The following is a 23811-nucleotide window of genomic DNA, read 5'->3' on the forward strand; positions in this document are numbered from 1 at the left end:
AGTGCAGTCTGCGCTGGTTTTATTCGTCAGAAAATGGAAGAGTTCGGATTTGAGAATTCCATTTTCTGGAACGGGAGTTGACGCCAATGCTCAATCGCATGGAGCTGATTCGGATCTTTTCGGTGGCGGCGCAATCGACCACGTTTCGCGATGCAGCCACCCGCCTCGGCACCTCTCCGCAGACCGTGACACGCGCCATCAAAGAACTGGAGCGCACGCTTGGGGAGCTGTTGTTCCACCGTAGCACGCGGCAGGTTCACGTCACCGCTTTTGGTGCCAAACTCGCCTTGCAAGCCCGGGAAACCCTGGAACGGGTGGATCAGTTGTTTATCGCCAACAGTAAACAGGAGGCAAAAGGCGTCGTCGGCATCACGGCCCCCCACGCCATTGGCAAGCTGTATCTGATTGAGTTTCTGAAACCGCTGATGCGGGAGAATCCCGGCCTGAGCATCGACCTGAGCCTGGATGACCAGCTCACCGACGCGGTGGCCAACAAGATTGACATCGGTATTCGTGTTGGAACTGTGCGGGATCGGCGCTATATCGCCAGAACGGTGGCCCATGTCGACCTGAAAATCGTCGCGGCGCCGTCACTCCTCGACACCGTGCAATGCCCTGGCAGCATCGAGGATCTGAAACGCTTGCCCCTGTCGATGCTGATCGATCGCAAAAACGGCCGCCCCTGGCCGTGGGTGCTTGCCGAGGGGCAAACGTTCCTGCCTGCCTCCCCGGCATTTACCTGCGACGATCCAGAAACCGAGCGAGAGATTGTTCTGGCGGGAATCGCCTTTGGGCAAATGCCCGGTTATCTGGCAGAACCCTATCTGTCTGAAGGGCGACTGGTCGAGCTCATGCAACACGATGCCCCGCCGCCTTCCGAATTGATCATGTATCGCCCGCAATCAGGGCCCGTGGCACCGAGAGTGAGGCTGGTGTACGACCACCTGGTCAACTGCTTCTCAGATCCGCGTGTTTTTGCGCAGAGCGCGCGCTGAAAGAGTTGGGTGGAAAAACACCCGTGAGCCTCATCTTCCTTTTTCGTCGTACTGGGACAGGATCGTTTCCAGCAGGCCCGGAAAACGGTGACTCAAGTCTTCCCTACGCAACGAGTTCATGTGGGTCGTGCCGATGGTCTGGGTTTGAACCAGTCCGGCATCTCGCAGCACCCGGAAATGGTGGGACATGGTGGACTTCGCACGGCCACCGTCCAGCTCGCCACAGCTGGCCTCTCCCAGCTCGGCGAGGCGCCGGACAATCTCCAGGCGTACAGGGTCGCTCAAGGCGTAAAACAGACGCTCAAGAACGAATTCACTGAGAGGAAGGTGTTTGAAGGGGCGCATGAGCGAATCATACACGGGTTTGCTCTATGTCAATAGTTCGAATATTATCGAACAAGAGAAATAGTATCCCTCGGAGAAAAACCTAATGTCTGCGCTGTTCCAACCTTTCACGCTCAAGGATGTCTCCCTTCGCAACCGGATCGCGATTCCCCCCATGTGCATGTACTCGGCCAATGATGGCCTGATCAACGATTGGCACACTGTGCACTATGCCACCCTCGCGCGTGGCGGCGCAGGACTGGTGGTCGTCGAGGCGACTGCCGTATCACCCGAAGGACGGATCACGCCTGGCTGCGCTGGTATCTGGAATGATGAGCTCGCCCGTGCCTTCGTGCCGGTGGTGCAATCGATCAAGGCTGCCGGCGCAGTGCCAGGTATCCAGATTGCCCACGCGGGGCGCAAGGCCAGTGCGAACCGTCCTTGGGAAGGTGACGATCATATCGGCGAGGATGATGCGCGTGGCTGGCAGACCATCGCCCCGTCGGCTGTTGCCTTTGGCGCTCAGCTCGCCAAGCAGCCGAAAGCCATGACGCTGGAGGATATCGCCCGGGTGCGCGAGGATTTTGTCTCAGCCGCTCGCCGTGCACGTGAAGCTGGCTTCGAGTGGTTAGAGCTGCATTTCGCCCATGGCTATCTGGCCCAGTCATTCCTCTCTGAACACTCCAACCTTCGTGACGACGCCTATGGCGGAAACTTCGATAACCGTAGCCGCTTTCTGCTGGAAACACTGGCGGCGGTTCGCGAAGTATGGCCAGAGCACTTGCCGCTGACCGCTCGCCTGGGTGTTATCGAATACGACGGCCGGGATGAACAGACCTTGTCAGAGGCTATCGAACTGACACGTCGTTTCAAGGACGGTGGTTTGGACTTGCTCAGCGTCAGTATCGGGTTCACCATCCCTGAATCCAACATTCCTTGGGCCCCCGGTTTCATGGGCGAAGTTACCCAGCGGGTACGGCGCGAGACGGGGATTGCGGTGGCCTCGGCATGGGGCTTCGGCACGCCGAGCGTCGCCGAAGAAGCGGTGAGAAGTGGTCAACTGGACCTGGCGATGATTGGCCGGGCGCACCTGGGCAATCCTAACTGGTCCTATTCAGCCGCCCAGGCGCTGGGTGTAGAGCGTGCTGCCTGGACCTTGCCCGCTCCCTATGCCCATTGGCTTGAACGCTACAGGTGATCCCGCCGGAGCGAGAGCGCTCGCGTGGCCTTAGGGCTATCAACTTGGTCGAATGCCCAAGTGGGCAAGATTGTTGTCGCGCTCTCACCCGGATTCAGGTTTTTGGCCGCATGGCCGGCATGGACATCTTCGATACACCCGTGCCAGCCAATGCTCCCTCTTCATATCGCACACAGACAGGAGGTTTGATGACCACCCCTCTGACACTGATTGCCACCTTGGTCGCCAAGGCCGGCTTCGAAGTCGAGCTCGAGCAGACGCTGCAGGGCCTGCAAGGCCCAAGCCGAAGCGAAGCGGACTGCATCCAGTACGATTTCCACCGTGATGCCGAGCAGGCTCGCACTTTCCACATGATCGAGCAGTGGCGGGACGAAGCGGCGCTGACTGCTCACGAAGCGACACCGCATTTTCAGGCAGCGCTCCCTTTCATCGAACGCGCTGCTGAAAAGCTCACCATCACGAAAATGTATCGCATCTCCTGAGGATCTTCGAATGAAAGCCATTGCACACTTCAAATGCCTGCCTATTGAACATCCCGACGCCTTGGTGGAGATCGATATACCCGAGCCAGTGCCGGGGCCGCGCGACTTGCTCGTAGAGGTAAAGGCCGTATCGGTCAATCCTGTCGATACCAAGGTGCGGCAGGGCTACGTACCGCACGAGGACGAAAGCCAGCCGCGCATCCTCGGTTGGGACGCTGCCGGCGTGGTCAAGTCGGTCGGCAGCGACGTAACGCTCTTCAAGCCCGGTGACAGGGTCTGGTACGCCGGATCGCTGATCCGCCCGGGCAGCAACAGTGAGCTGCAACTGGTGGACGAGCGTATCGTCGGCTCAATACCCCAGTCGCTGGATTTCAGCGAGGCTGCGGCATTGCCACTGACTTCCTTGACCGCTTGGGAATTGCTGTTTGATCGCCTCGGTGTTGCACGCGATACCACCGACCGGGGCGAAACGCTGCTGATCATCGGCGCTGCAGGCGGGGTGGGTTCAATCCTGACTCAGCTGGCGCGTCAGCTAACCGGGTTGACGATCATTGGTACGGCTTCGCGCCCTGAAACCCAGACCTGGGTCACCGAGCTTGGTGCGCATCATGTCATCGACCATACCAAGCCACTCAGCGAGGAGCTCAAGCGCATCGGTATCGCACAAGTCAGCCATGTCGCTAGCCTGACCCAGACCGATCGGCACTACGAGCAAATCATCGAATCACTGAAGCCTCAGGGCAAGCTGGGCCTGATCGATGACCCGGCCACGCTTGACGCCGTACCGCTCAAGCGCAAGAGCCTGTCGTTGCACTGGGAGCTGATGTACACCCGCTCGCTTTACGAGACAGAGGACATGCAAGAGCAGCACAACATCCTCAACGAAATTGCGCGGCGCATTGATGCGGGTGACTTGCGCACCACCGTTGGCGAAAACTACGGGCGCATCAGCGCAGAAAATCTTCGTCGAGCCCATGCTCTGCTGGAAAGCGGCAAGGCGAAGGGCAAGATCGTGCTGGAAGGCTTCTAAGAGGGCGTAGACAAAATAAATCAAACCGGCTGCACCACCTACCTAATGTCCTGAGCGTCGGGCGGATAATCCTGCACAGAAGCACCCGTGTTATCGGGTGCCTTCCTCAGCGTGGCCGGACTGAAAGCGGCTATTCGTCCTCATGACACTCGTTAGAGAAGCGGAATGCTATAGCTTACAAAAACTCGGTTCTGATCTACGTTACGAGCCGCTTCGCTGTTGGACTTGCCGTTACGCCAGCCGAACCCGACACCTTTAAGCGCTCCGGACTGAAGGACGTAGTCCAGGCTAATGTCTCTTTCCCATTCCTTTTGGTTGTCGCCGGACGTAGTTTTAATATTATCGCCGGAGAGGTACATGACCGAGCCTTTCAGGCCAGGAACTCCCAGAGCGGCAAAGTCGTAAGCATACTGACCGAAAGCTGTGCGCTCGCCTGCGCGGGTGAACGTTTGGATCAGGCGGTCTGTATACAGATACAGGCTTGCTCCACCGGCGCCCTTGTCTATCAGGCTGCCCTGATTGAGTTGAGTGAAGTTGCTGCCATCCGACACACTTTGGTACCCCGCAGTAATCGCGTGGCCACCCAGCGTGTAAATCAACGCGGCACTCCAGGTACGGTTGTCGATCTCTCCATCACCGTTTTTGGTGTAGCCATTAATTCTGTAGCCTGACGTACCGGAGCTATTTGCACCTGACGAGTCAGTTTTGAAGTAGCGCAGGTCGGTTTTAAGGGACTGATTGTCCGAGAGCGCAAGGGTGTGAATCAATCCAAAAAAATGCTGCGTATAGTAGTTATCGAGGTTTGCGTAGTAGTACTGAGCTGTCAGATCCTTGGTGACACTCCAATCGCCCCCGGCGAAGTCAAACTGATTGCTCTCACGCGTACCACCAGCAACGGCCAACCCCGTCTGATCGCTTGAACCACGCCCTGTCGCATGTTCGATCCGACCTCCAGTCAAGGTCAGCCCCTTGAACTCGCTCGAGGTGATTTGACCGCCCTCGAAGGTTTGTGGAAGTACGCGCCCATCGTTGGCAACCAGAATTGGGAGTTTCGGAATCAAGGTGCCGTAGCGAAGTTCAGTTTTCGACATTTTGACTTTTCCGGTCAGCCCCACCCGGCTCCACTCGTCGACGGCACGGTTGTCACTGTCAGAAGGCATCATGGTGCTGCCGACATGCCGTCCTTTGCCGCTGTCCAGGGTAACCCCCAGCAATCCCAGGCCATCGACACCAAAGCCAACCATGCCATCGGTATAACCCGATTTGAAGTCCAACATGAAACCCTGCGCCCATTCTTCGGTTTTGGAAGGGGCGGCAGTGCCATCGCGGTTGTCGTTATTGAAGTAGAAGTTCCTCATCCCCAAGGTGGCCTTGCTATCACTTAGAAAGTCAGCATGCGCCTGTGCACTCAGGGTGATACCAAGAAACACCGAACTTGCAGCAATTTTTTTCCTATTCAATTGTATAGCGCTCCCTTTGTTATTTTAAAGTAATAGAAGCAACGCAAAATCTTAGAGGTCAACGCAACGCACACGAAGGACCGGTACTTAGTCAATTTCAACTAGCCCGATAATTGGCACGCCATCTTATTCTTCTGAACATTCTGCTCCATGGCAGCGCGTTGGAAAAAACCACCGAGGTGATCTGCACATGAGCATGAGGTGAACGGATGATCGTCGCATGTAGCGTACCCGGAGGGCGCCGATATGGCAGGTCTGCCTTTCGATAGCAGGTGGGAATCTGGTCATTTTTCGTGGCTCTTGTTGTTTTACAGCGCGAGAGCGCTAGAGCCAAGTGTGTGTGAAAGGCGCAGGGAGCGCTTTGCCTGGGGAGATGGAGTTTTGCGCCGAAGTCTGGAAATTTGTCTTTGCGTCTGATTTAAGGGGCTGGGACCCGACACAATTCCGGTCATGTTCGACGACTTCGATGACTTTATGGATAGCGACCGGGCTCTATAACTTTTGAATTTTGAGTGTTCATCACATAAGTGGCGAATGCAGATCCTTCGCGGTTTCCCACAAGGCACTTTGGCCACGATATTTATCTTAAATACAAGTATTTCATAGGATTAACCTCTCCCATTCTGATATGGTTTTTTCGACTATCTGAGCCTTTTTCGTGAATCGGTAGTCTATAAAGTGCACGCCCGATGTTCTTTAAAACAACAAAAAGCAGCCAACTAATTTTGGCGCTCGGGCACACTGACGCGCTCGAGAACTCAGACCATCTCAGGATCAGAAATAAAACCTTTCTTTATAAAAAGAAATGGCACAAATAACTATTCACTTGATTTGGAGAGGGCGCCGTGCGAAAGCTTAGCTTGGGCTTACTGGTAACTAACGTTTTATGGCAATTATCAGCTCTACTATGGATCTACACGTCCACAGGACCAACTTGTGAAAATAACGTCGACAATTCATACATCCAGCAAAAAGTGACAGACTTCGAGCACGAATTTGACGACATTGCTAATAAAGTTGCGACAGAGATCAGTACAAATCTTCCCGACGAACTCACGCCCCTTGCAAAAAACGAATCCCGCACACCCGACTCAACGGAGGCTGACGCCGTACAGTTTTTGTACGAAAAGCCAGACGAAACACCAGTACTTACGCTGTCCTCTTTACCCGCACAGGCACGCATATGGACAATCATCCTCAGCGGGCTGATTGCCTTTACCGGCCTGCTCTTGGCAATCTTCGCCCGCAAAAGAACCGATGATCCGCAATGGCATGTCTTTGGCACCGTACCAGGCTCGCTAATCACGCTGGAACGCACGTGCTTGACGTGCGGCGGCTACATTTTCCACGCTAAAAACGCAGCTCCAGCCACGCCTTCATTCGGCCTTTGGGTGATCGAAATTGCATTGAATACGCCCAGCCGCCATCGCGCACTAAAAGCCATTCAGCAACTGGAGTTGCCGGTAGCGCGTAAAGAAAACAACTTTGTCGTCATAGGCCCATATAAACATAAGCAGGACGCGGCTCGAGTCGTGAAAGAGCTGAGTGAAAGTCATGGCGTTCGAGGATGGATGACGGCAGGAAATTGACATAGTCCAATTTAGCGCTGGGCCGACCTTGAACAACCAGCTACTTATTGCATGCCACAAGAGAGCATTCATGATCGCAAAAGAACTTAGAGCCGAACTTGCCCTGAAGAAATTCCTGGACGCCAATCTATGGATTCAGCTTGAACTCAGCGAGCTGAATTACAGCCTCGCTTAAAACTGCAGGCTCTCGCCAGAAGAATATCGCCTTAAATTTCTGAAAGAAGCTTTTGAAACAGAAGCGGATGCTCACGACTGCGATTGCTGGGATTTTATCCTGCAGTGGGTAGCTGAAACCAAAGAAGAACTTGAGTTGATGCGCGAAGAACGCATGAAAGAGATCTATGATGCTCTCGACAATTAATAGACTCTACAAGTTTGGTCGTCTATAAAAACCGGCAATTTCAAGATGAAAGACTAACTTCATCGGCGGGAGTATTGCCCAATACCCCCCGCCCTCCTCTCGGTTCAAGCCGTCGTATAACAATCCACTACGCGCCGATACTGGCTGGGTGAAGCTCCGATGTGCTGACGGAAAAACCGTGTGAAATGACCTTGCTCGGAGAACCCGAGGTTCTCCGACAACAGGCCCAACGTTCCACTGCGCTCACGTTCCAGCCAGGCAAAAGCCCGCCGCATGCGCGCATCGTTAAGCAGCAGGGTCGGCGTCAGGCCGGTATCTTTTTTGAACAGCGCAAAGAAGTGCGCCCGCGACAGACCACAAGCCCGCGCGGCGTTGTCGATCGGGTTCGGATCATCGAGGTGCTCAAGCAACCATGCGGTGCCACGACGCACGCGCGCGTCACGGAACTCAGCTGAGTTCGGCGCACCGAGTAGCGATAAATGCCGCCAGCTGGAAAAGTCCTCGATCAGTTCAATCAGGAAGTCGAACAGCATGAATTCCATGCGCTCCTTCGGCACGATCCCGCAGCCATGGGCTTCGGCGACCAGGATGTCGGCCAAGGTGCGATTACGGCTCTTCAATTCGATGCACGACTGGGCAAAAAAATCAGGTCGGGCGCTGAGTGCCAGCGACTGCTGAGCAGTGGCCAGCCAAGCGGGCTCGATGTAAAGCGCCAGGATTACGGTGGCACCGGCGCCTGGCTGCGGATCGTAGAAATGCGGCTCCCAGGCGTTGACCAGCACCGTCGTGCGATCGCTGAGTGGAACCCGCCGACCGTTGACGTTGAAATAAGTGTCTTCGCCGGACACCTTGACCAGCACATGGCATTCGGAATGGGTGTGGGTAACCAGCGAACGATCCATATTCAGCAAGGCGACCCGGCCAAACCTGCCGTGGAAAACCCGTTGGGCTATGGACATCAGATTCCTCCGCTCGCTTGAAGCGATGTTGTTATCGGCCACAATGAAGAATAATCGCGGCGCCTATCTGTTTCTAGACCCCGGCGATCTCTCAATGTTGGCTGGCCACTATCGCGCGCGAATGACCGAGCGTCTACCTCGACTTTCGCAGCCCCCGGAACAACCACCAGCAGCGGAAAACGCTTGGTCACCCTGTATCAGGCCAACGCCAATTGGACCCCGACCGCTAACGTTTTCGTTGACTCCGACTATTTGTTCTAAGACATCGGTTCCGCGATCAAAAGCGCCGGCGGCAACAACTCGCAAATACTGGTGCTGCGCTCCACGTTTTGCTTTTAGGCATCAAACACATCCGGCACGCCACGACCGCGGTTACGGCATCAGCCGATAACCGCGGATTCGCCGCTCTCATTGCAAGAGCCTGATCTTCAGAGCACCGAGCGTAAAAAGTCTGCCGTTCAGCTTTTTTTCGGACGGTCGAAGATCTGCTCGGGAGTTCCTGACTCGTGAATCTACCCTTTTGCCAGAACGGCGCCCGGCATGGACATCGACGCAACAGCCTTACCAGAGCGGGAGGCTGTAGCTGACGATCAGGCGATTCTCGTCGATTTCACTGGCAAAGCTCGAGCGATAAGTCGCGTTGCGCCATTTGATGCCGACATTTTTCAGCGCGCCACTCTGGATCACATAGCCGATGTCGGTATTACGTTCCCACTCCTTGCCGGTTCCCGAAGCGACTCCCAGGTCGACCTGGTCGCCTTTTACATAGCGGGTCATAAAGGTCAGGCCAGGAATGCCGAGGCCGGCGAAGTTGAAGTCGTAACGGGCTTGCAGGGAGCTCTCGTCCTGATTGCCGAAGTCGTTGATTTGCAGCAGGTTGACCAGGTACGGATCGGTGCCCTGAACGTTGGCGAAACCGGTATCGCCGCTCATTTTCTGGTAGCTGAGACCGAAGGCGTGCGCACCCATTGAATAGGTGAACATGGCGCCGAGCATTTGGTTGTCGACATTGCTGCTGCCGTCATCGGTCGAACGGGCCCAACGCAGATCGGATTTCAGCGCCTGCCCCTCGGCAATAGGCAACACATGCATCACCGTCAGATAATGCTGCTTGTACAGGTCGTCCAACTGCGCGTAGTGGTAGCCAGTACTGAGCGTCTTGCTCCACATGAAATTGCCACCGAGAAAGTCGAACTGGTCGGTGGTGGCCCTCGCCCCGGTCACGATGTTGCGCCTGGGGCCTTTCATGACGGTCATGTCTTCGCGATTGGTCGAGTCGCGCTGGTTCACCTGGGTGAGGCGACCGGCGTCGAAGGTCAGACTCGCGAGGTCCGTCGAGTTCAGCCAGCCCCCCTGGAAGGTCTGCGGCAGCAGCCGTGTATCGTTGGGCTGCAATACCGGCAGCTTGGAAATCAGGGTCCCCCACTTTGAGGGTGGACTTGGAGACCCGGAGCTTGGCAGTCAGGCCAAGCTCGCTATTGTCATCGGGTGCCCTCCTCGACTCGGCGCCACGCGGTAGCAGACCGGTGGCGCCCGCGCGATCCGGGCTCGAATCCAGCTTGATGCCGAGCAGGCCAAGCGCATCGACCCCGACGCCCACCGGTCCTTCGGTGTAGCCGGATTCGTAGCGCAACAGGAAGCCTTGCGCCCACTCCTCGCCCTTGTTTTGTGGGGCCGCTGGCTGGCGGAAGTCTCGGTTCATATAGAAATTGCGCATGTCCAGACTGGCCTTGTTGTCCGCAAGGAACGCAGCCGAAGCGGATGAACAAACGCCGAAAGCCCCAGTAAGGCCTGACAGCAGAAAAACTTGGGTGGGACGAAGTACGTGCATAGCTCTCTCTTCTTGTTAGGTGGTAAATCGGCGATCCCAAACGGCACTACGTCGAGATACCCGGCGAACCGACAGGCATCAGCATCTGCGGATGAGGCCTTATATCGCCTGGGTGGTACTGCAACCGTTCAGCAGACGTTGAATGCCCAGCGGGTTGGCATTCCTCAACGCCTGCGGCAGTAGCGCGTCCGGGTAGTTCTGGTAGCACACCGGGCGCAGGAAGCGGTCGATGGCCAGCGTACCGACGGAGGTGCCGCGCGCATCCGAGGTGGCGGGATAAGGCCCGCCGTGCACCATGGCGTCGCACACCTCGACGCCGGTCGGGTAGCCGTTGAGCAGTAACCGGCCGGCTTTCTGCTCCAGCACCGGCACCAGTTCGGCGAATGCAGCCAGGTCGTCTGGCTCGGCAATCAGGGTCGCGGTGAGCTGACCGTGCAGGCCATGCAGCGCCTTGATCAACTCGGCCTTGTCAGCCACTTCGACCAGGACGGTGGTCGGGCCGAAAACCTCTTCCTGGAGCAACTCGTCGCCTTCCAGCAGCAGGCTGGCATCGGCCTGGAACAACTGCGGCCTGGCTTGCTTACCTTCCTGTGCCTGGCCCCCCAGATGCTTGATGGCCTTGTGCGCATGCAGTGCCGCCAGCCCCTTCTCGTAACTGCGCAGGGTGTCGGCATTGAGCATGGTTTGCCCTGGCTGATCGCCCATCAAGCCGGCGAGTTTTTCAATAAAGCGGGAGAACTCTGGCGAGCGAATGCCGATCACCAGGCCGGGGTTGGTGCAGAACTGGCCACAGCCCATGACCACCGAAGCGGCCAGCTCGTTGGCGACGCTGGCACCACGCTGTTTGAGCGCTTCGGGCAGCACCAGAACCGGGTTGATGCTGGACATCTCGGCGAACACCGGAATCGGCTGCGGCCTCGCCGCAGCCATGTCGCACAGCGCGCGACCGCCTTTGAGCGAGCCGGTGAAACCAACGGCCTGGATCGCCGGGTGTTTAACCAGTGCCTCGCCGACGCCTGCGCCGTAGATCATGTTGAACACGCCTTTGGGCATGCCGGTCCGTTCCGCGGCACGGATGATGGCATCGGCCACGCATTCGGCGGTCGCCATGTGGCCACTGTGCGCCTTGAGTACCACCGGACAACCGGCAGCCAGGGCGGCGGCGGTATCACCGCCTGCCGTGGAGAATGCCAGCGGGAAGTTGCTGGCACCGAATACAGCCACCGGGCCAACGCCCATCTTGCACTGACGCAGATCGACACGCGGCAGCGGCTTGCGATCGGGTTGCGCCAGGTCGATACGGGCACCGTAGAAATCGCCACGGCGCAACACGTTTGCAAACAGCCGCATCTGGCCGCTGGTACGGCCACGCTCACCCTGGATACGGCCGGCAGGCAGCGCGGTTTCGCGGGTTACCAGGGAAACGAAGTCATCACCCAGTGCATCCAGTTCGTCGGCAATAGCGTCGAGAAACGCCGCACGCTTGACAGCCGGCAGTGCACGAAAGGTGGGATAAGCCGAAGCGGCGGCCAGGGCAGCCGCATCGACTTCGGCGGGGCTCGCCTGGACGAAGTCATAGGGTAACCGCTCGCCAGAGGTCGCATCGTAGCTGTGCAGATAGACGCCGCTTTCACCGCGACGTGTACCGCCAGTGTAGTTATGGCCGAGAATTTTCATGGGTGTCTCCTCGCTCAAAAGGCAGGGATACCGAAAACACCGGGCCGTCGTGATCGCCGCCGACACTGTCCGCGGCTGCAACGTCACTCGACCTGGATGAGGCATCCAGTTGAATTTTTTTTGCACAACATCGCGCAAGCCCGACCAGGCCTACGGAAACCGGAATTTCAATCTCGAACGTCCTTCAATCGATCGGGGTGGCCGCATCTTTCGAAGCCAGCCGCAAGGCATGTTCACGCAGTTCGACTTTGCGCACCTTGCCAGTTGCCGTCTTGCTCAAATCCCCCACGATGACCCGCGTCGGCACCTTGTAATGGGCCAGGCAGGAGCGGCAATGGGCGATGAGTTCCGCTTCGCCGATGCTCGCGTCAGGGCTCGTCTCGACAAAGGCACAGGGGGTCTCGCCCCACTTGGCATGGGGCATGGCCACCACCGCCGCGGTACGGACAGCTGGATGGCGGTAAAGCACTTCCTCGACCTCGACCGAACTAATGTTCTCACCACCTGAAATGATGATGTCCTTAGCCCTGTCTCTGATCTGGATGTAGCCGTCCTCATGCACCACGGCAAGATCGCCGGAATGAAACCAGCCACCCATAAAGGCCTCGGCGGTGGCCTGCGGATCCTTCAGGTAGCCCATCATCGTCATGTTGCCGCGGAACATCACTTCGCCAATGCTGCGGCCATCGCGCGGTACCGGCGTGAAGTCCTCGGGGTCCAGGACCGCCATATCTTCCTGAGCCGTATAACGCACGCCTTGTCGACCTTTGCGTTCGGTCAGCAAGTCGGTGGAAAGCTCGCTCCATTCCTGGTGCTCGGCACATACCACAGCGGGACCGTAGACCTCTGTCAGACCGTATATCTGCAAAAGATCGATGCCCATTCGATGCAACGCCGCGATCACCGGCAGTTGGGGCGGAGCGCCACCGATCAGGCCATGAACACGGTGGCCGATCCCGGCTTTCCACTCCTTTGGCGCATGGGCCAGCATGGCGTGCACCACCGGCGCGCCGCAGTAATGGGTAACACCGTGTTGTCGAATCATCGACAGCACGCGTTGCGGTTCACAGCGGCGAAGACACACGTGAGTGCCGGCGTTGACCGCGATGGTCCAGACGAAGCCCCAGCCATTGCAATGGAACATGGGCAGGGTCCACAGGAAGATGGAGTGCCGCGGCATTTGCCAGTCGAGCATATTTGAAAGTGCCGCCAGATAAGCCCCTCGATGGTGATAGACCACCCCTTTGGGACGCCCTGTGGTGCCCGAGGTGTAGTTCAGGGCAATCGGCTGCCACTCGTCCACAGGTTCCTGCCAATGCTTGTCTGTAGAAGCCGCGCCGATGAACGCCTCGTAGTCGAGCTCACCCAGGCGCTCGCCGCCCGGCCCCTCGGTGTCATCGATGTCGATCACCCTGGGCCGGTGCTCCAAAAGTGCCAGCGCCTGGCCGACGGCGCTCGCGTATTCGGTGTCGCTGATCACGAGCCGGGCTTCGCAATGCATCAGGATGTAGGCGATTGCCGCAGGATCGAGCCGGGTGTTGACCGTGCACAAGACCGCGCCACACATCGGTACGCCGAAATGCGCCTCGATCATCTCCGGGGTGTTGGCGGCGATCAATACCACCGTATCGCCACGGCCAATGCCCGCGGCCTTGAGCGCAGATGACAGGCGGCAGACCCGGTCGTAGGTCTCGGACCAGTTGTATCGACGCGCACCATGGATAACCGCCAACCGTTGCGGATATACCTGGGCGGTGCGGGCTATGAAGCCCAGCGGCGTGAGAGGCCGGTAGTTGACCGGACTTTGCTCAAGGCCGAGGTCATAAGGATTGGAGCCTGGCATGCTGATTTTCCCCGAAGAAAGCTGAACGACCGGCTCCCCAACGGAACCGGCACAGGCTGCAGGACGCGTTTAGCTCAGCACTTGCCTGGAAATGATCATGCGTTGGATTTCGGAAGTGCCTTCGACGATCTCCAATACCTTGGCGTCGCCGAAAGCGCGTGCGACCGGGTATTCAGTCATGATGCCGTTGCCGCCATGGATCTGGATCGCCTGGTGAGCCGCCTCCATCGCCCTCTCGGTAGCGAAGAGCTTGGCCATGGACGCCTCGACATCACATGACAAACCGGCGTCCTTGCGCGAGGCCGCGTCGTAGAGCATCAGGCGGGCGGCGTGGGCATGGGTGGCCATGTCGGCGACCTTGAACTGCAGCGCCTGAAAATGTTCGAGCCGCTTGCCGAAGGCGCTGCGATCCTTCAAGTAGGCGACCGAGCGTTCCATGGAGCCTTGCAGAATACCCAGCCCCAGCGCGCCGATCAGGATGCGCCCGGTGCTTATGTTGCCCAGGGTCTGCTTGAGCCCCGCGCCTTGTTCGCCGAGTAGATGGTCGGCCGGCAGCACGCAATCTTCGAAGAACATTTCATAAGTGGTCGATCCGCGCCAACCGATCTTCTGCAGCTTGCGCCCCAGACTGAAACCGGCGGTATCGGACGGCAGGATAAAGTTGGAGATTTCCTTGCGCCCGTCGTCCCGCGTGCCGGTAACGGCTGCGATCACGATCGGGCCGGTGATGTCGGTACCCGAATTGGTGATGAAGGTCTTGGAACCCTTGATGATCCACTGACCGTCTCGCAGAACGGCACGGGTCTGGATATTGGCGGCGTCCGAGCCTGCATTCGGCTCGGTCAGCCCAATGCAGCCCACCTGCGTCCCGTCGATGATGGGGCGCAAGTAATGCTCCTTCTGCGTGGGAGTGCCATAGTTGTTGATCAGGCTGGCGGGCGTGGAATTGGCCATCATGGACGATGCCACAGCCGCGTCTACGCGGGCGATTTCCTCCAGCACAATGGTAAAGCCAAGCCAGTCCCCGCCACCGCCACCATGCTCCTCCGGGTAGGGAAGGCCGAGGAAGCCCAACTCTCCGGCCTGCTTCCAGACCTGATAGGCAAACTCCTGCTCCTCCCAAAGGCGTTCGGAGACCGGTGCAATCTCCTGCTCGGCGAACCGCCTGACGGCATCGCGAATCATTACATGTTGCTCATTCATCAATAAGACTCCTCGAGCATCCGCAGGTAGTCCTCTGCGGTGGCAGGACGGGGGTTGGTGGCGTGGCAGTGGTCTTTGAGGGCTGCCTGGGCAATCTCAGGCAGCGCAGCCCGGTCCAGGCCCATCGCGCCAAGGCTTACGGGCAGACCCAGGCGGGCGGTCAACCGGGCAATGGCTTCATCCGGGGCGACGCCTGCACTCAGTCCCATGGCTTGGGCCAACGCCTCGTACTTGGCACCGACGGCTGGCCGGTTGAAACGCATCACTGCCGGCAGCAGCACCGCATTGAGGGTGCCATGGTGCAAGGAAATGCCGGGCACGGCCCCCAGGGGATGGGACAGGGCATGCACCGCTCCCAGTCCTTTCTGAAACGCCATCGCGCCTTCAGTCGCCGCCATCATCATATTCCAGCGCGCCTCCCGGTCACTGCCATCGATCGTCGCGCGCTCGATATTGGCCATACCCCGACGCAAACCATCCAGGGCGATGGCCTCGGCGGGCGGGTTGATGGCAGGCGCCAGGAAAGTCTCGATGCAGTGGGCGATCGCATCCATGCCGGTAGCCGCTGTCAACATCGGCGGCAGGCCCAGCGTCAGATCCGGGTCGCAAATGGCCACTTTTGGCAGCAGATAAGGGCTCAACAGGCCAAGCTTGCGCCCCGACTTCATCACGATAACGCTGGCCCGCCCTACTTCGCTGCCAGTCCCTGCCGTCGTGGGAATCGCCACCAGTGGCGCGACTTTGTCGGTGATTCGCCCGACACCGCCATCCACCACCGAATACTGCTGCAGCGGCGCAGGATGGGTGGCCAGAAGCGCCGTCGCTTTGCCCAGATCGATCGGCGATCCGCCACCCAGGGCAACGATGCCATCGCAGTCGTTGTCCTTGAACATCGCAGTAGCGGCGATGACCGCCTCCTCGGTGGGATTGGCTGGCGTCTCGTCGAAGATCGCGCCGGGCGGCGAGGCCAGGGTCCCGAGTACGCGATCAAGCAGCCCGGCAGCGCGCACGCCCTGGTCGGTGACGATCAAGGGCCGCCGTATGCCCAGGCGGTCAAGCTCGGACGGCAATAGCTCGATTGCGCCCTGTTCGAATTGGATGGTGGTCAAATAGTTGATAACAGCCATAGCGTGGAATCTCCTCGTTTATTGGCGCGACGATGGCGTGCTCAGGACTTGAACACGGCCGCATTCATCAGGGGCAAGGGGTTGGCTATGCGCACCGGGGCATAGTCCATCAGATCGAGTACCTGGCTTTGCAGGTCGATCCCGGGAGCGATTTCCGTCAGCACCAGCCCATCGGGCTCGATGGCAAACACCGCCCGCTCGGTGATGAGCATGGCGCGCTGGCCACGCGTGGCGACGTTGAGACGCACCGGATAGGTAATTTCCTGCACGTGGCGGGCGAACTTGCGTACCGATCCTTCACGCACGATGCGCAACTCGCCGCCCTCGTACGCCACCTCCAGCCCACCGGTCGTGAAGGTGCCGGTGAAAATCAAGGTTTCAGCGTTGTAGGCGATATCGATGAACCCGCCAGGCCCCGGGTTCGCAGCGCCGAATCGGCTGACGTTGACGTTGCCGTTTTCATCGAACTGGGCGAACGCCAGCGCTGCGACCTTGCAGTTGCCGCCATTGATGAAGTCGAACTGGGCCGGGCCATCGAGCAGCGCCTCCGGATACTTGTTGGCGGAGAACTGCCAGCCGCTCATGACGATGCCACCGAACGGACCGTGCTCCGTCGTAAAGCGGTGACGCAGGAGTCCGTCGCCATCGAAGGCGCCCTCTTCCATCATCACGCTCGGGATATCGGAAGATGCGCCGAAGCCAAAGATGCTCGGCACGCCCGGACGAATCTCGCAAGCCGCCCGCCGGGCGATAATCTTGTCGGCACCGGCAGGCAGTACTGCCGTGCAGCCACCAGGAAAGAGCTGCCCCCCCAGGTAGCTGTCGTCATACACGACCTCGGTGGTCATCATGGCTTGAGGGGCAACGACAACACGATCCACCAGTTCGCCGGGAACACGCACAGAGTGCACCGGCCGCGCCTGGCGGGGGACGATCTTGCGGACCTGCGCGATCACTGTGCCGCCACAGGCCTTTACCGCGAGCGCCATGGCCAAGGCGCTGGAAGTGATCGGCTCGTCTTCGAAGCTGAGGTTGCCGTACTCATCGGCACTGCTTGCGCGCAGCAAGGCTACGTCCACTGGCCGAGCGGGATAAAACAGATATTCCTGGCCTTCGAACTCCACCAGCTTGACCAGATCTTCCTCAGCGCACGCCGTATATTTACCCCCTTGCTGGCGCGGGTCGATGTAACTACCCAGGCCGATGCGCGTGAGGTAACCCGGACCGCGGCGCGCCACTTCCCGGAGCCAATGCATGGTCGCGCCGATGGGCCAGCAATAGGCTTGGACCTTGTTCTCGCGGATCAAGCGCATCATTTGCGGACGTTTTCCGGTCTTCGGATCCAGCGTATTGATGTAGTTGCCCGAGATGACGCGCTTCATCAAGCCTTCTATCGCGACATGATCCATCCCGCGGATGTCCATCGCGTCGCCAACGCTGACCGGAAAGAAAAAAGTCAGATCCCGGGGCGAGGCACTCTCCTCGAAACGCTGCGCCAGCGCCTGCAGCAAGGTATCCGGCGTGAGCCATCCGATAACACCGACACAGCCAACCGTCTGGCCAGACTGAATATCGGCCACGGCCTCGGCAGCCGAGCATATTTTGGTCATTACACTCTCCTCTTGTTTTTATGAGTGCCGAGGGCGTTACTCTTGGAAGTGAATGATGTGGGTGCCGACGCACACGGTGTCGCCGTGCTGGTTGGTCAGTACCGCCTCTGCCCAAAGCCGCTTCTTCTCATCATCGGCACGGGCGATGCGGTAGCTCACGGTCAAGGTGTCACCAATGAATACGGACTGGGTGAAACGTACCCGGTCGTATCCGTAGGAAACGGCCGGGCGGTCGATCAGCCCCAGGTACTTGGTGACGGCGCCAGCGATGTAACCCACCAACATTGCCCCCTGGGCCACCCGAGCGCCCAAGCCGACGCGCTTGCAATACTCCTCGTCGACATGATTGGGATGGTTGTCACCGCTGATCCCGGCAAACGCGTAGATATCGTATTCACTGACTGTGCGGGTGTAGCTGGTCTGCGTGCCGATGAGGGACGAAACCTCTCCGCGATGAGGGCTATTGAACTCACGCATGGTTGTCTCCTTGTGACTGATTTGTGTGCTCATACCCGCTCGGAAGCCAGGCGACCGTCGAGCACCAACAGTGCTTCGAAAAGAAAGTAGTCACCCCAGATCAGCTCGTTTTCCATCGCGACACCGAGCTTTCGATTGAAACAACCATGGGTGAGGATGCCGACGGGACGGGAGTCGCTAGCATCGACCGGGGTCTGATAGCGCAGCACCAATGCCTCGACGATCGCCTCTGCGGACTGCCGATAACGCTCACGTCTTTCCGGCAGGCAGACAGCAAGCTTTAACAATGCGGCGGCGGCGATGGCAGCACCCGAGGTGTCGCGACTGGTATCGGGAATTGCCGGATCATCGAAGTCCCAGTACGCCACATGGTCCTTGGGCTGATGTTCCAACCACCAGTCAGCAACCTGAATGGCGACGTCTCGGAATTCCATTTCTCCGCGATTGAGCGCCTGAGCGAGAGAAACCATCGCCCAAGCCTGCGCACGAGTCCACGTGCTTTCGCCGTGAATGCCCTTGTGGGTGTAACGGCGCAGCAATGCCCCGGTTTGCGGATCGAAACTGGCGGACTGACAGACAGATCCGTCATCGCGCACGCAGAGTGCGATATGTTGGCGAAGGTGATTGCGAGCAATCTCGAGGGAGTCAAGCGCTGCCGCATGCTTGATCAATAAAGGAACCGGCCCTGGCAGCGCATCGATGTTTGCCTCGTTGCTGCCGACATCCGAGGCCTCCTCGGCCTCTTTGCCCAAGGGAATCAATTGCGCTTGGGGGTTGTACATGTCGAGCAATCCGCGAGTGCCTGCCAACGACAAATTGCGCGCCGTTTCGTCGTTCAGAAGCTCAGCGCCCAGCTCGGTGCCATACCAGAAGAGAAAGCCCTTGAACGCCGATTGGGACGAAGCGCGTGGCCCAAGGCGCTCGGCCCAGATCCGCGCTTGATCATGGTAACGCGGCTCTTTTGTATGCCAGGCGGCAAGCCAAAGCATGCCCACCCAAAACCCCCCCGTCCAGTCGCCTGCCGGACTACGAGTCCATTCACCAGTGGTTTGGTCGGCGTAATGGGGAAACCCTTGGCCGGGCTGATCGAGGGTCGCGTCAATGCGTGTCAACACTCTATCGATTGCGCGCTTGAGAATCTTGTTATCCAACTTATCTCTCCTATAGTTGCGCCGTTTGCAAATGGCAGAAAATGTCTTCCGATAAGAGCCGAATCAATGTATTGAGCCACTGTCTTGAGGCCACGGAAGACATGTTACGAGTTGACTTCCGAGACTTCCAATATATAATTTGATCAAGAATAATATTAAAAAGGTATTAATATGAACCTGCGGCACATGCGCTATTTTATTGCAGTTGCGGAGGAGCTGAGTTTCACTCAGGCCGCGTTACGACTGCACATTGCCCAGCCGCCTCTGAGTCAACAGATTCGTCAATTAGAAGAGGAGCTCGGCGTAACGCTATTTCAACGGACCAAGCGCCATGTGCAACTTACAGATGCCGGCCAGGTATTTTATATTCATGCCAAGCAGATTCTTCGGGCCACGGATGTCGCGGCACTGGAGGCACAACGCGCCGAACGCGGAGAGATTGGCCGGCTGTCCGTGGGCTTCTTCGAACATATGTCCTATACCCTGCTGCCGCCGATTTACCGCGCCTTTTGCGAACGCTTCCCGGATGTGGAAGTGGTCCTGCGCTGGTTCCCTGTGGTGGACCAGGCCGATGCGCTCCTGCGAGGCGATGTCGATATCGCCTTCATGCGCCCCACATCGCAATTCGACGGAATCAGCACCGAGACGCTGCTGACAGAACCCTTCGTACTTGCGATCCCGGAGCACCACCCGCTGGCGTCCCAGGACAGCGTGGCGCTGAGTCAGTGCGCCACCGAGCGCTTTGTCCTGTACGCGCCCAAACTGGCTCCCGATTTTCATACCATGATTTATCGCCTTTGCGCGGAAGCAGGTTTCACACCCAACGCGGCACTGGAGGTCGGCCAGATTTATGCCTGCCTGGGCCTCGTCAGCTCAGGCGTAGGCCTGGCCCTGGTACCGAGTTCTGTTCAGCGCATTCACCTTGAGCACCTTACATACCGGCCTATTCAAGGGCAGATGCCCTTGGTAAAAGTGATGCTTGGATGGCGCAGCAGTAACACTTCGCCGCTATTGCAGTCGTTTATTGATACCGCAAAAGAAGTGATGACGGCCTTCGAGCACGAGCGACTTTAATAATTGACAAGGCGCCCTCTGTGGCGCCATAACTTGCAAGGAAAATGTTTTAACTCTTATATCCAGCCACCCAATATCGCTACCGCGAATAGCACTATAGCTCTCCCTTTGTTCTAAACCGGCCAAGCCAATGCTCGACCGGCTTGAAACCCCAGTGCTTATTTCAAAGTAACAAGCGAGCAACCGCCTGCGGACATCGGCCGAAATGCTTCATCGGCAGGTATTGTGGACAGCAACTTATAATAGTCGCCAGGGTACTTGGACTCGGAGGGCTTTTTCACTTCGAAGAGATAGAGTGGGTGGATCTTGCGACCATCGGCACGAATACTTCCCTCGCCGAAGAGCTTATCCTCGGTTTTGACCGCCTTCATCCGGGCGACGACTTCTGCGCCATTACCATCGTCATTGTTGACGGCAACTGTTCGCAGATAGTTCGTGACGGCGGAGTAAACACCAGCCTGCGCCATTGTCGGAAATTTCCCGCCGTTGGCAGCAGCGAATGCTCTGCCGAATTCACGGCTCGCGTCATTCATGTCCCAGTACCAGGCAGCAGTCAGCATCAACCCTTGTGCCGCCTCCAGGCCCAACGCTTGCACGTCGCTAATGAACACCAACAAACCGGCTAGCTTCTGGCCACCGGCGGTGATGCCAAATTCAGACGCTTGCTTGACGGCGACAATGGTGTCCCCACCGGCATTTGCCAACCCGATTATCTGCGCCCCGGAAGCCTGGGCCTGCAACAAGTAAGACGAAAAATCGGTGCCCGGGAACGGATGGCGAACCTTGCCCATCACTGTTCCGCCACTTTTTTCAACGACCGACGCCGTATCACGTTCCAATGCGTGACCAAAAGCGTAATCCGCCGTCATGAAAAACCAGCTTTTGCCGCCACTCCCCACCACCGCTTTACCGGTACCGTTGGCAAGCGCCCATGTGTCGTAGGTCCAATGAATGGTGTTCGGGCTGCACGCCTTACCGGTCAGATCGGAACTGCCGCCACCGGATACCAGGAGCACCTTGTTTTTTTCCCTCACCACTTCATTGACGGCCAGGATGACCGACGAAGTCGGCACGTCGACGATCACATCCACCTTGTCCACATCGAACCAACGACGGGCCACACTGGCCCCTACATCTGGCTTGTTCTGGTGATCAGCCGCCACGACCTCGACCTTCAGGCCATGTTTTTCAGGCTCGAAGTCGGCCACCGCCTGCTTTGCCGCCCACACCGAGCCCGGACCGGAAAGCCCGGCATAGGTACCTGACAAATCATTCAATACGCCGATACGCACTACACCATCTGAAACCTGGGCTTGCACGGCCGGAGCGGCTACCAACAGCCCGAAGCAGATCTTGCGCAGATGAGTATTCAGTTGTTTGATCATTATTATTTTCTCCTACTCGTTCATTCGGGTGTTTAGTACGGGTTTTTTTATATTTTTCGAAGTTGAATGCTCGACATCCGCATCACGGGTTCGCCTCCCTCGCCGAACCATCCGCTCCCCTTGCACCGCCCCCTTTGCGAGAGGCCCCAAGAGACTTTCGGCGGTTTGCATCAGCGCGCCTTGCCGCCAGCCTGCTTTGGTAGAAAGCCGCAAACTCCCCGGCAATACCGCGGCGAAAGAGCAGCACGCAAACGATGAAAATGACGCCCATGATGACTGGCAAGAGCGCGCCCACCTTATCGGCCAATGCGTTCTGCAGAGTCACAACGATGGCGGCCCCTATCAGTGGGCCGAAGACGGTGCCCAGGCCTCCGAGCAGGGTCATCAGCACTACTTCGCCCGAGGTCTGCCAATGGGCGTCGCTCAAGGTCGCGAACTGAAACACCACGGCTTTTGTACCGCCAGCGAGCCCCGCCAGAGCAGCCGAAAGAACGAAGGCCAACAATTTGTATCGGGCTGCCTGATAGCCCAGGGAAATCACCCTCGACTCGTTTTCTCGAATGGCTTTGAGAATCTGGCCAAAAGGAGACTGGATAACGCGATGAATCAACCAGAAGCCAAAAACAAAGATGGCAAACACCAGGTAGTACAGATTTACGTCGTTGCTGAGGTCGATAAACCCAAATAACAGCCCGCGCTGCACACCTTGTAAACCGTCCTCCCCTCCGGTGAACGGAGATTGCAGGAAGACGAAATACATCATCTGCGCCAACGCCAATGTGATCATCGCAAAGTAGATGCCTGAGCACCGTATCGCCAACAGGCCGAATCCCAACCCCAGCACGGCGGCAGCCACAACCGCTGTGAGGATCCCCAGCTCGGGCGGGAAGCCCCACACCTTGATGCTGTAGGCGCTCACATAAGCGGCTGCGCCGAAAAAGACGGCATGACCGAACGAAAGCAAGCCGGTATAGCCAAGCAAAAGATTGAATGCACAGGCAAACAGCGCAAAACAAAGCACCTTCATGGCCAGTATCGGGTATATGGCGAAGGGGACAATAGCGCCGCAGATGAGCAGAAGGATACAGCCTAATAGTCGCGTTCTCGATGACATGTTACTCAGCCCTCCCAAATAGACCGGCCGGCCGAAATAACAGGACGATCGCCATGATAATAAAAACAATGGTTGCGGAAACTTCCGGATAGAACAGTTTGGCCAAACCCTCAATCACGCCGAGTGAAAGACCGGTAATAATGGCACCAAAAATTGAGCCCATCCCGCCAATCACCACTACCGCAAATACCACAATAATCAACTGCGAGCCCATCATGGGGCTGACTTGTAACACTGGCGCAGCCAGCACCCCGGCAAAACTGGCCAGCGCAACACCGAAACCATAAGTCAGCATCACCATGACAGGTACATTAATGCCGAAGGCCTGGGTCAATGCCGGGTTTTCAGTGGCAGCACGCAAATAGGATCCCAAGCGTGTCCTTTCGATCATGAACCACGTCAGGGCGCATACGGCAAGCGAGGCCACAATCACCCAGCCTCGATAGACGGGTAGAAACATGAAACCCAGATTCATTGCCCCTTTCAATGCTTCTGGGACTGCGTAGGGTTGACCTGAAACACCAAATTCATTACGGAAAACGCCCTCGATGATGAGCGCCATCCCAAATGTCAGCAATAAACCGTATAGATGATCGAGCTTATACAACCACTGCAGCAGAGCGCGTTCGATCACAACACCGACAATACCCACCGTGAGTGGTACAAGCAACAATGACCACCAATAGTTGACGCCAAAATAATTGAGACACATCCATGAAAAAAACGCTCCCATCATGAAAAACGCACCGTGCGCGAAATTGATGATGCGAAGCATGCCAAATATAACTGCCAGGCCCAGGCTGAGGATCGCGTAAAACGAGCCGTTAACCAGTCCTAGCATAAGTTGGCCTGTCAAGGCCGACAATGGAACATCGAAGAGTGTTGCCATATTGTTTATCCTGACGATTTGTTATTAGTAGG

18 protein-coding genes and 2 pseudogenes are annotated in these 23811 nt (G+C 57.7%); 6 read left to right on the forward strand and 14 right to left on the reverse strand.

What is annotated here, in order from left to right:
• Positions 1–86: 86 nt before the first annotated feature.
• A complete protein-coding gene (locus tag V6P94_RS18440) occupies positions 87–995 on the forward strand; it encodes a LysR family transcriptional regulator (RefSeq protein ID WP_338648102.1) in 909 nt (302 codons plus the stop codon).
• A gap of 30 nt (positions 996–1025) precedes the next feature.
• On the opposite strand, the gene V6P94_RS18445 is transcribed toward V6P94_RS18440, so the two are convergent.
• Complete coding sequence (locus tag V6P94_RS18445; protein WP_017737778.1) at positions 1026–1340, reverse strand: helix-turn-helix transcriptional regulator; 315 nt, start codon at positions 1338–1340, stop codon at positions 1026–1028.
• Positions 1341–1425: 85 nt separating this feature from the next.
• Here V6P94_RS18445 and V6P94_RS18450 point away from each other — a divergent pair, with 85 nt between their 5' ends.
• The 3 genes from V6P94_RS18450 (at position 1426) to V6P94_RS18460 (ending at position 4029) form a co-directional block, all read left to right on the forward strand.
• Entirely contained in the window at positions 1426–2517 is a 1092-nt protein-coding gene (locus V6P94_RS18450) for an NADH:flavin oxidoreductase/NADH oxidase (RefSeq protein ID WP_338648106.1), read from the forward strand.
• Between the two features lie 188 nt (positions 2518–2705).
• Positions 2706–2999 (forward strand): putative quinol monooxygenase, encoded by a 294-nt coding sequence (locus tag V6P94_RS18455; RefSeq protein ID WP_017737780.1) that lies wholly within the window; start codon positions 2706–2708, stop codon positions 2997–2999.
• Positions 3000–3009: 10 nt separating this feature from the next.
• Positions 3010–4029 (forward strand): zinc-binding alcohol dehydrogenase family protein, encoded by a 1020-nt coding sequence (locus tag V6P94_RS18460; RefSeq protein ID WP_017737781.1) that lies wholly within the window; start codon positions 3010–3012, stop codon positions 4027–4029.
• 152 nt (positions 4030–4181) lie between these two features.
• On the opposite strand, the gene V6P94_RS18465 is transcribed toward V6P94_RS18460, so the two are convergent.
• Positions 4182–5489 (reverse strand): OprD family porin, encoded by a 1308-nt coding sequence (locus V6P94_RS18465; protein ID WP_069556833.1) that lies wholly within the window; start codon positions 5487–5489, stop codon positions 4182–4184.
• Between the two features lie 845 nt (positions 5490–6334).
• On the opposite strand from V6P94_RS18465, the gene V6P94_RS18470 reads away from it, so the two are divergent.
• Complete coding sequence (locus tag V6P94_RS18470) at positions 6335–7078, forward strand: SPOR domain-containing protein (RefSeq protein WP_338648114.1); 744 nt, start codon at positions 6335–6337, stop codon at positions 7076–7078.
• 465 nt (positions 7079–7543) lie between these two features.
• Here V6P94_RS18470 and V6P94_RS18480 read toward each other — a convergent pair whose 3' ends face one another.
• From V6P94_RS18480 to V6P94_RS18520, 9 genes and pseudogenes are all read right to left on the reverse strand, one after another.
• Entirely contained in the window at positions 7544–8398 is an 855-nt protein-coding gene (locus V6P94_RS18480; RefSeq protein ID WP_338648116.1) for an AraC family transcriptional regulator, read from the reverse strand.
• Positions 8399–8959: 561 nt separating this feature from the next.
• Positions 8960–10229, reverse strand: a pseudogene (locus V6P94_RS18485) (OprD family porin).
• Positions 10230–10328: 99 nt separating this feature from the next.
• A complete protein-coding gene (locus tag V6P94_RS18490; RefSeq protein WP_338648119.1) occupies positions 10329–11906 on the reverse strand; it encodes an aldehyde dehydrogenase (NADP(+)) in 1578 nt (525 codons plus the stop codon).
• A gap of 184 nt (positions 11907–12090) precedes the next feature.
• Positions 12091–13749, reverse strand: a complete 1659-nt coding sequence (locus tag V6P94_RS18495; protein ID WP_338648121.1) for an acyl-CoA synthetase — start codon at positions 13747–13749, stop codon at positions 12091–12093.
• Between the two features lie 69 nt (positions 13750–13818).
• Positions 13819–14952, reverse strand: coding sequence for an acyl-CoA dehydrogenase family protein (locus V6P94_RS18500; protein ID WP_338648123.1), 1134 nt, complete (start codon positions 14950–14952; stop codon positions 13819–13821).
• Positions 14952–16079, reverse strand: coding sequence for an iron-containing alcohol dehydrogenase (locus V6P94_RS18505; RefSeq protein ID WP_338648125.1), 1128 nt, complete (start codon positions 16077–16079; stop codon positions 14952–14954). Before V6P94_RS18505 ends, V6P94_RS18500 begins: the two co-directional genes overlap by 1 nt.
• Before the next feature lie 41 nt (positions 16080–16120).
• On the reverse strand, positions 16121–17689 hold the full coding sequence (locus tag V6P94_RS18510; protein ID WP_338648127.1) for a CoA-transferase: 1569 nt from the start codon (positions 17687–17689) through the stop codon (positions 16121–16123).
• Positions 17690–17725: 36 nt separating this feature from the next.
• Positions 17726–18166 (reverse strand): MaoC/PaaZ C-terminal domain-containing protein, encoded by a 441-nt coding sequence (locus V6P94_RS18515; RefSeq protein ID WP_083348742.1) that lies wholly within the window; start codon positions 18164–18166, stop codon positions 17726–17728.
• Positions 18167–18195: 29 nt separating this feature from the next.
• Positions 18196–19317: a glycoside hydrolase family 88 protein gene (locus V6P94_RS18520; RefSeq protein ID WP_083348741.1), complete on the reverse strand. Its 1122-nt coding sequence runs from the start codon at positions 19315–19317 to the stop codon at positions 18196–18198.
• 171 nt (positions 19318–19488) lie between these two features.
• Between V6P94_RS18520 and V6P94_RS18525 the strand changes: the two genes are divergently transcribed.
• On the forward strand, positions 19489–20391 hold the full coding sequence (locus tag V6P94_RS18525) for a LysR substrate-binding domain-containing protein (RefSeq protein ID WP_069556822.1): 903 nt from the start codon (positions 19489–19491) through the stop codon (positions 20389–20391).
• Between the two features lie 158 nt (positions 20392–20549).
• On the opposite strand, the gene V6P94_RS18530 is transcribed toward V6P94_RS18525, so the two are convergent.
• The 3 genes and pseudogenes from V6P94_RS18530 to V6P94_RS18540 form a co-directional block, all read right to left on the reverse strand.
• The gene (locus V6P94_RS18530; protein WP_083348740.1) at positions 20550–21776 is read right to left on the reverse strand and encodes an ABC transporter substrate-binding protein; all 1227 of its coding nucleotides are present in this window, start codon (positions 21774–21776) and stop codon (positions 20550–20552) included.
• 217 nt (positions 21777–21993) lie between these two features.
• Positions 21994–22890, reverse strand: a pseudogene (locus tag V6P94_RS18535) (branched-chain amino acid ABC transporter permease); the annotation flags it as partial.
• Position 22891: 1 nt separating this feature from the next.
• Entirely contained in the window at positions 22892–23779 is an 888-nt protein-coding gene (locus V6P94_RS18540; RefSeq protein WP_069556819.1) for a branched-chain amino acid ABC transporter permease, read from the reverse strand.
• Between the last annotated feature and the right edge of the window lie 32 nt (positions 23780–23811).

Origin of the sequence: Pseudomonas sp. ML2-2023-3, from assembly GCF_037055275.1 — a bacterium.
In the GTDB taxonomy this organism is placed as follows: Bacteria; Pseudomonadota; Gammaproteobacteria; order Pseudomonadales; family Pseudomonadaceae; genus Aquipseudomonas.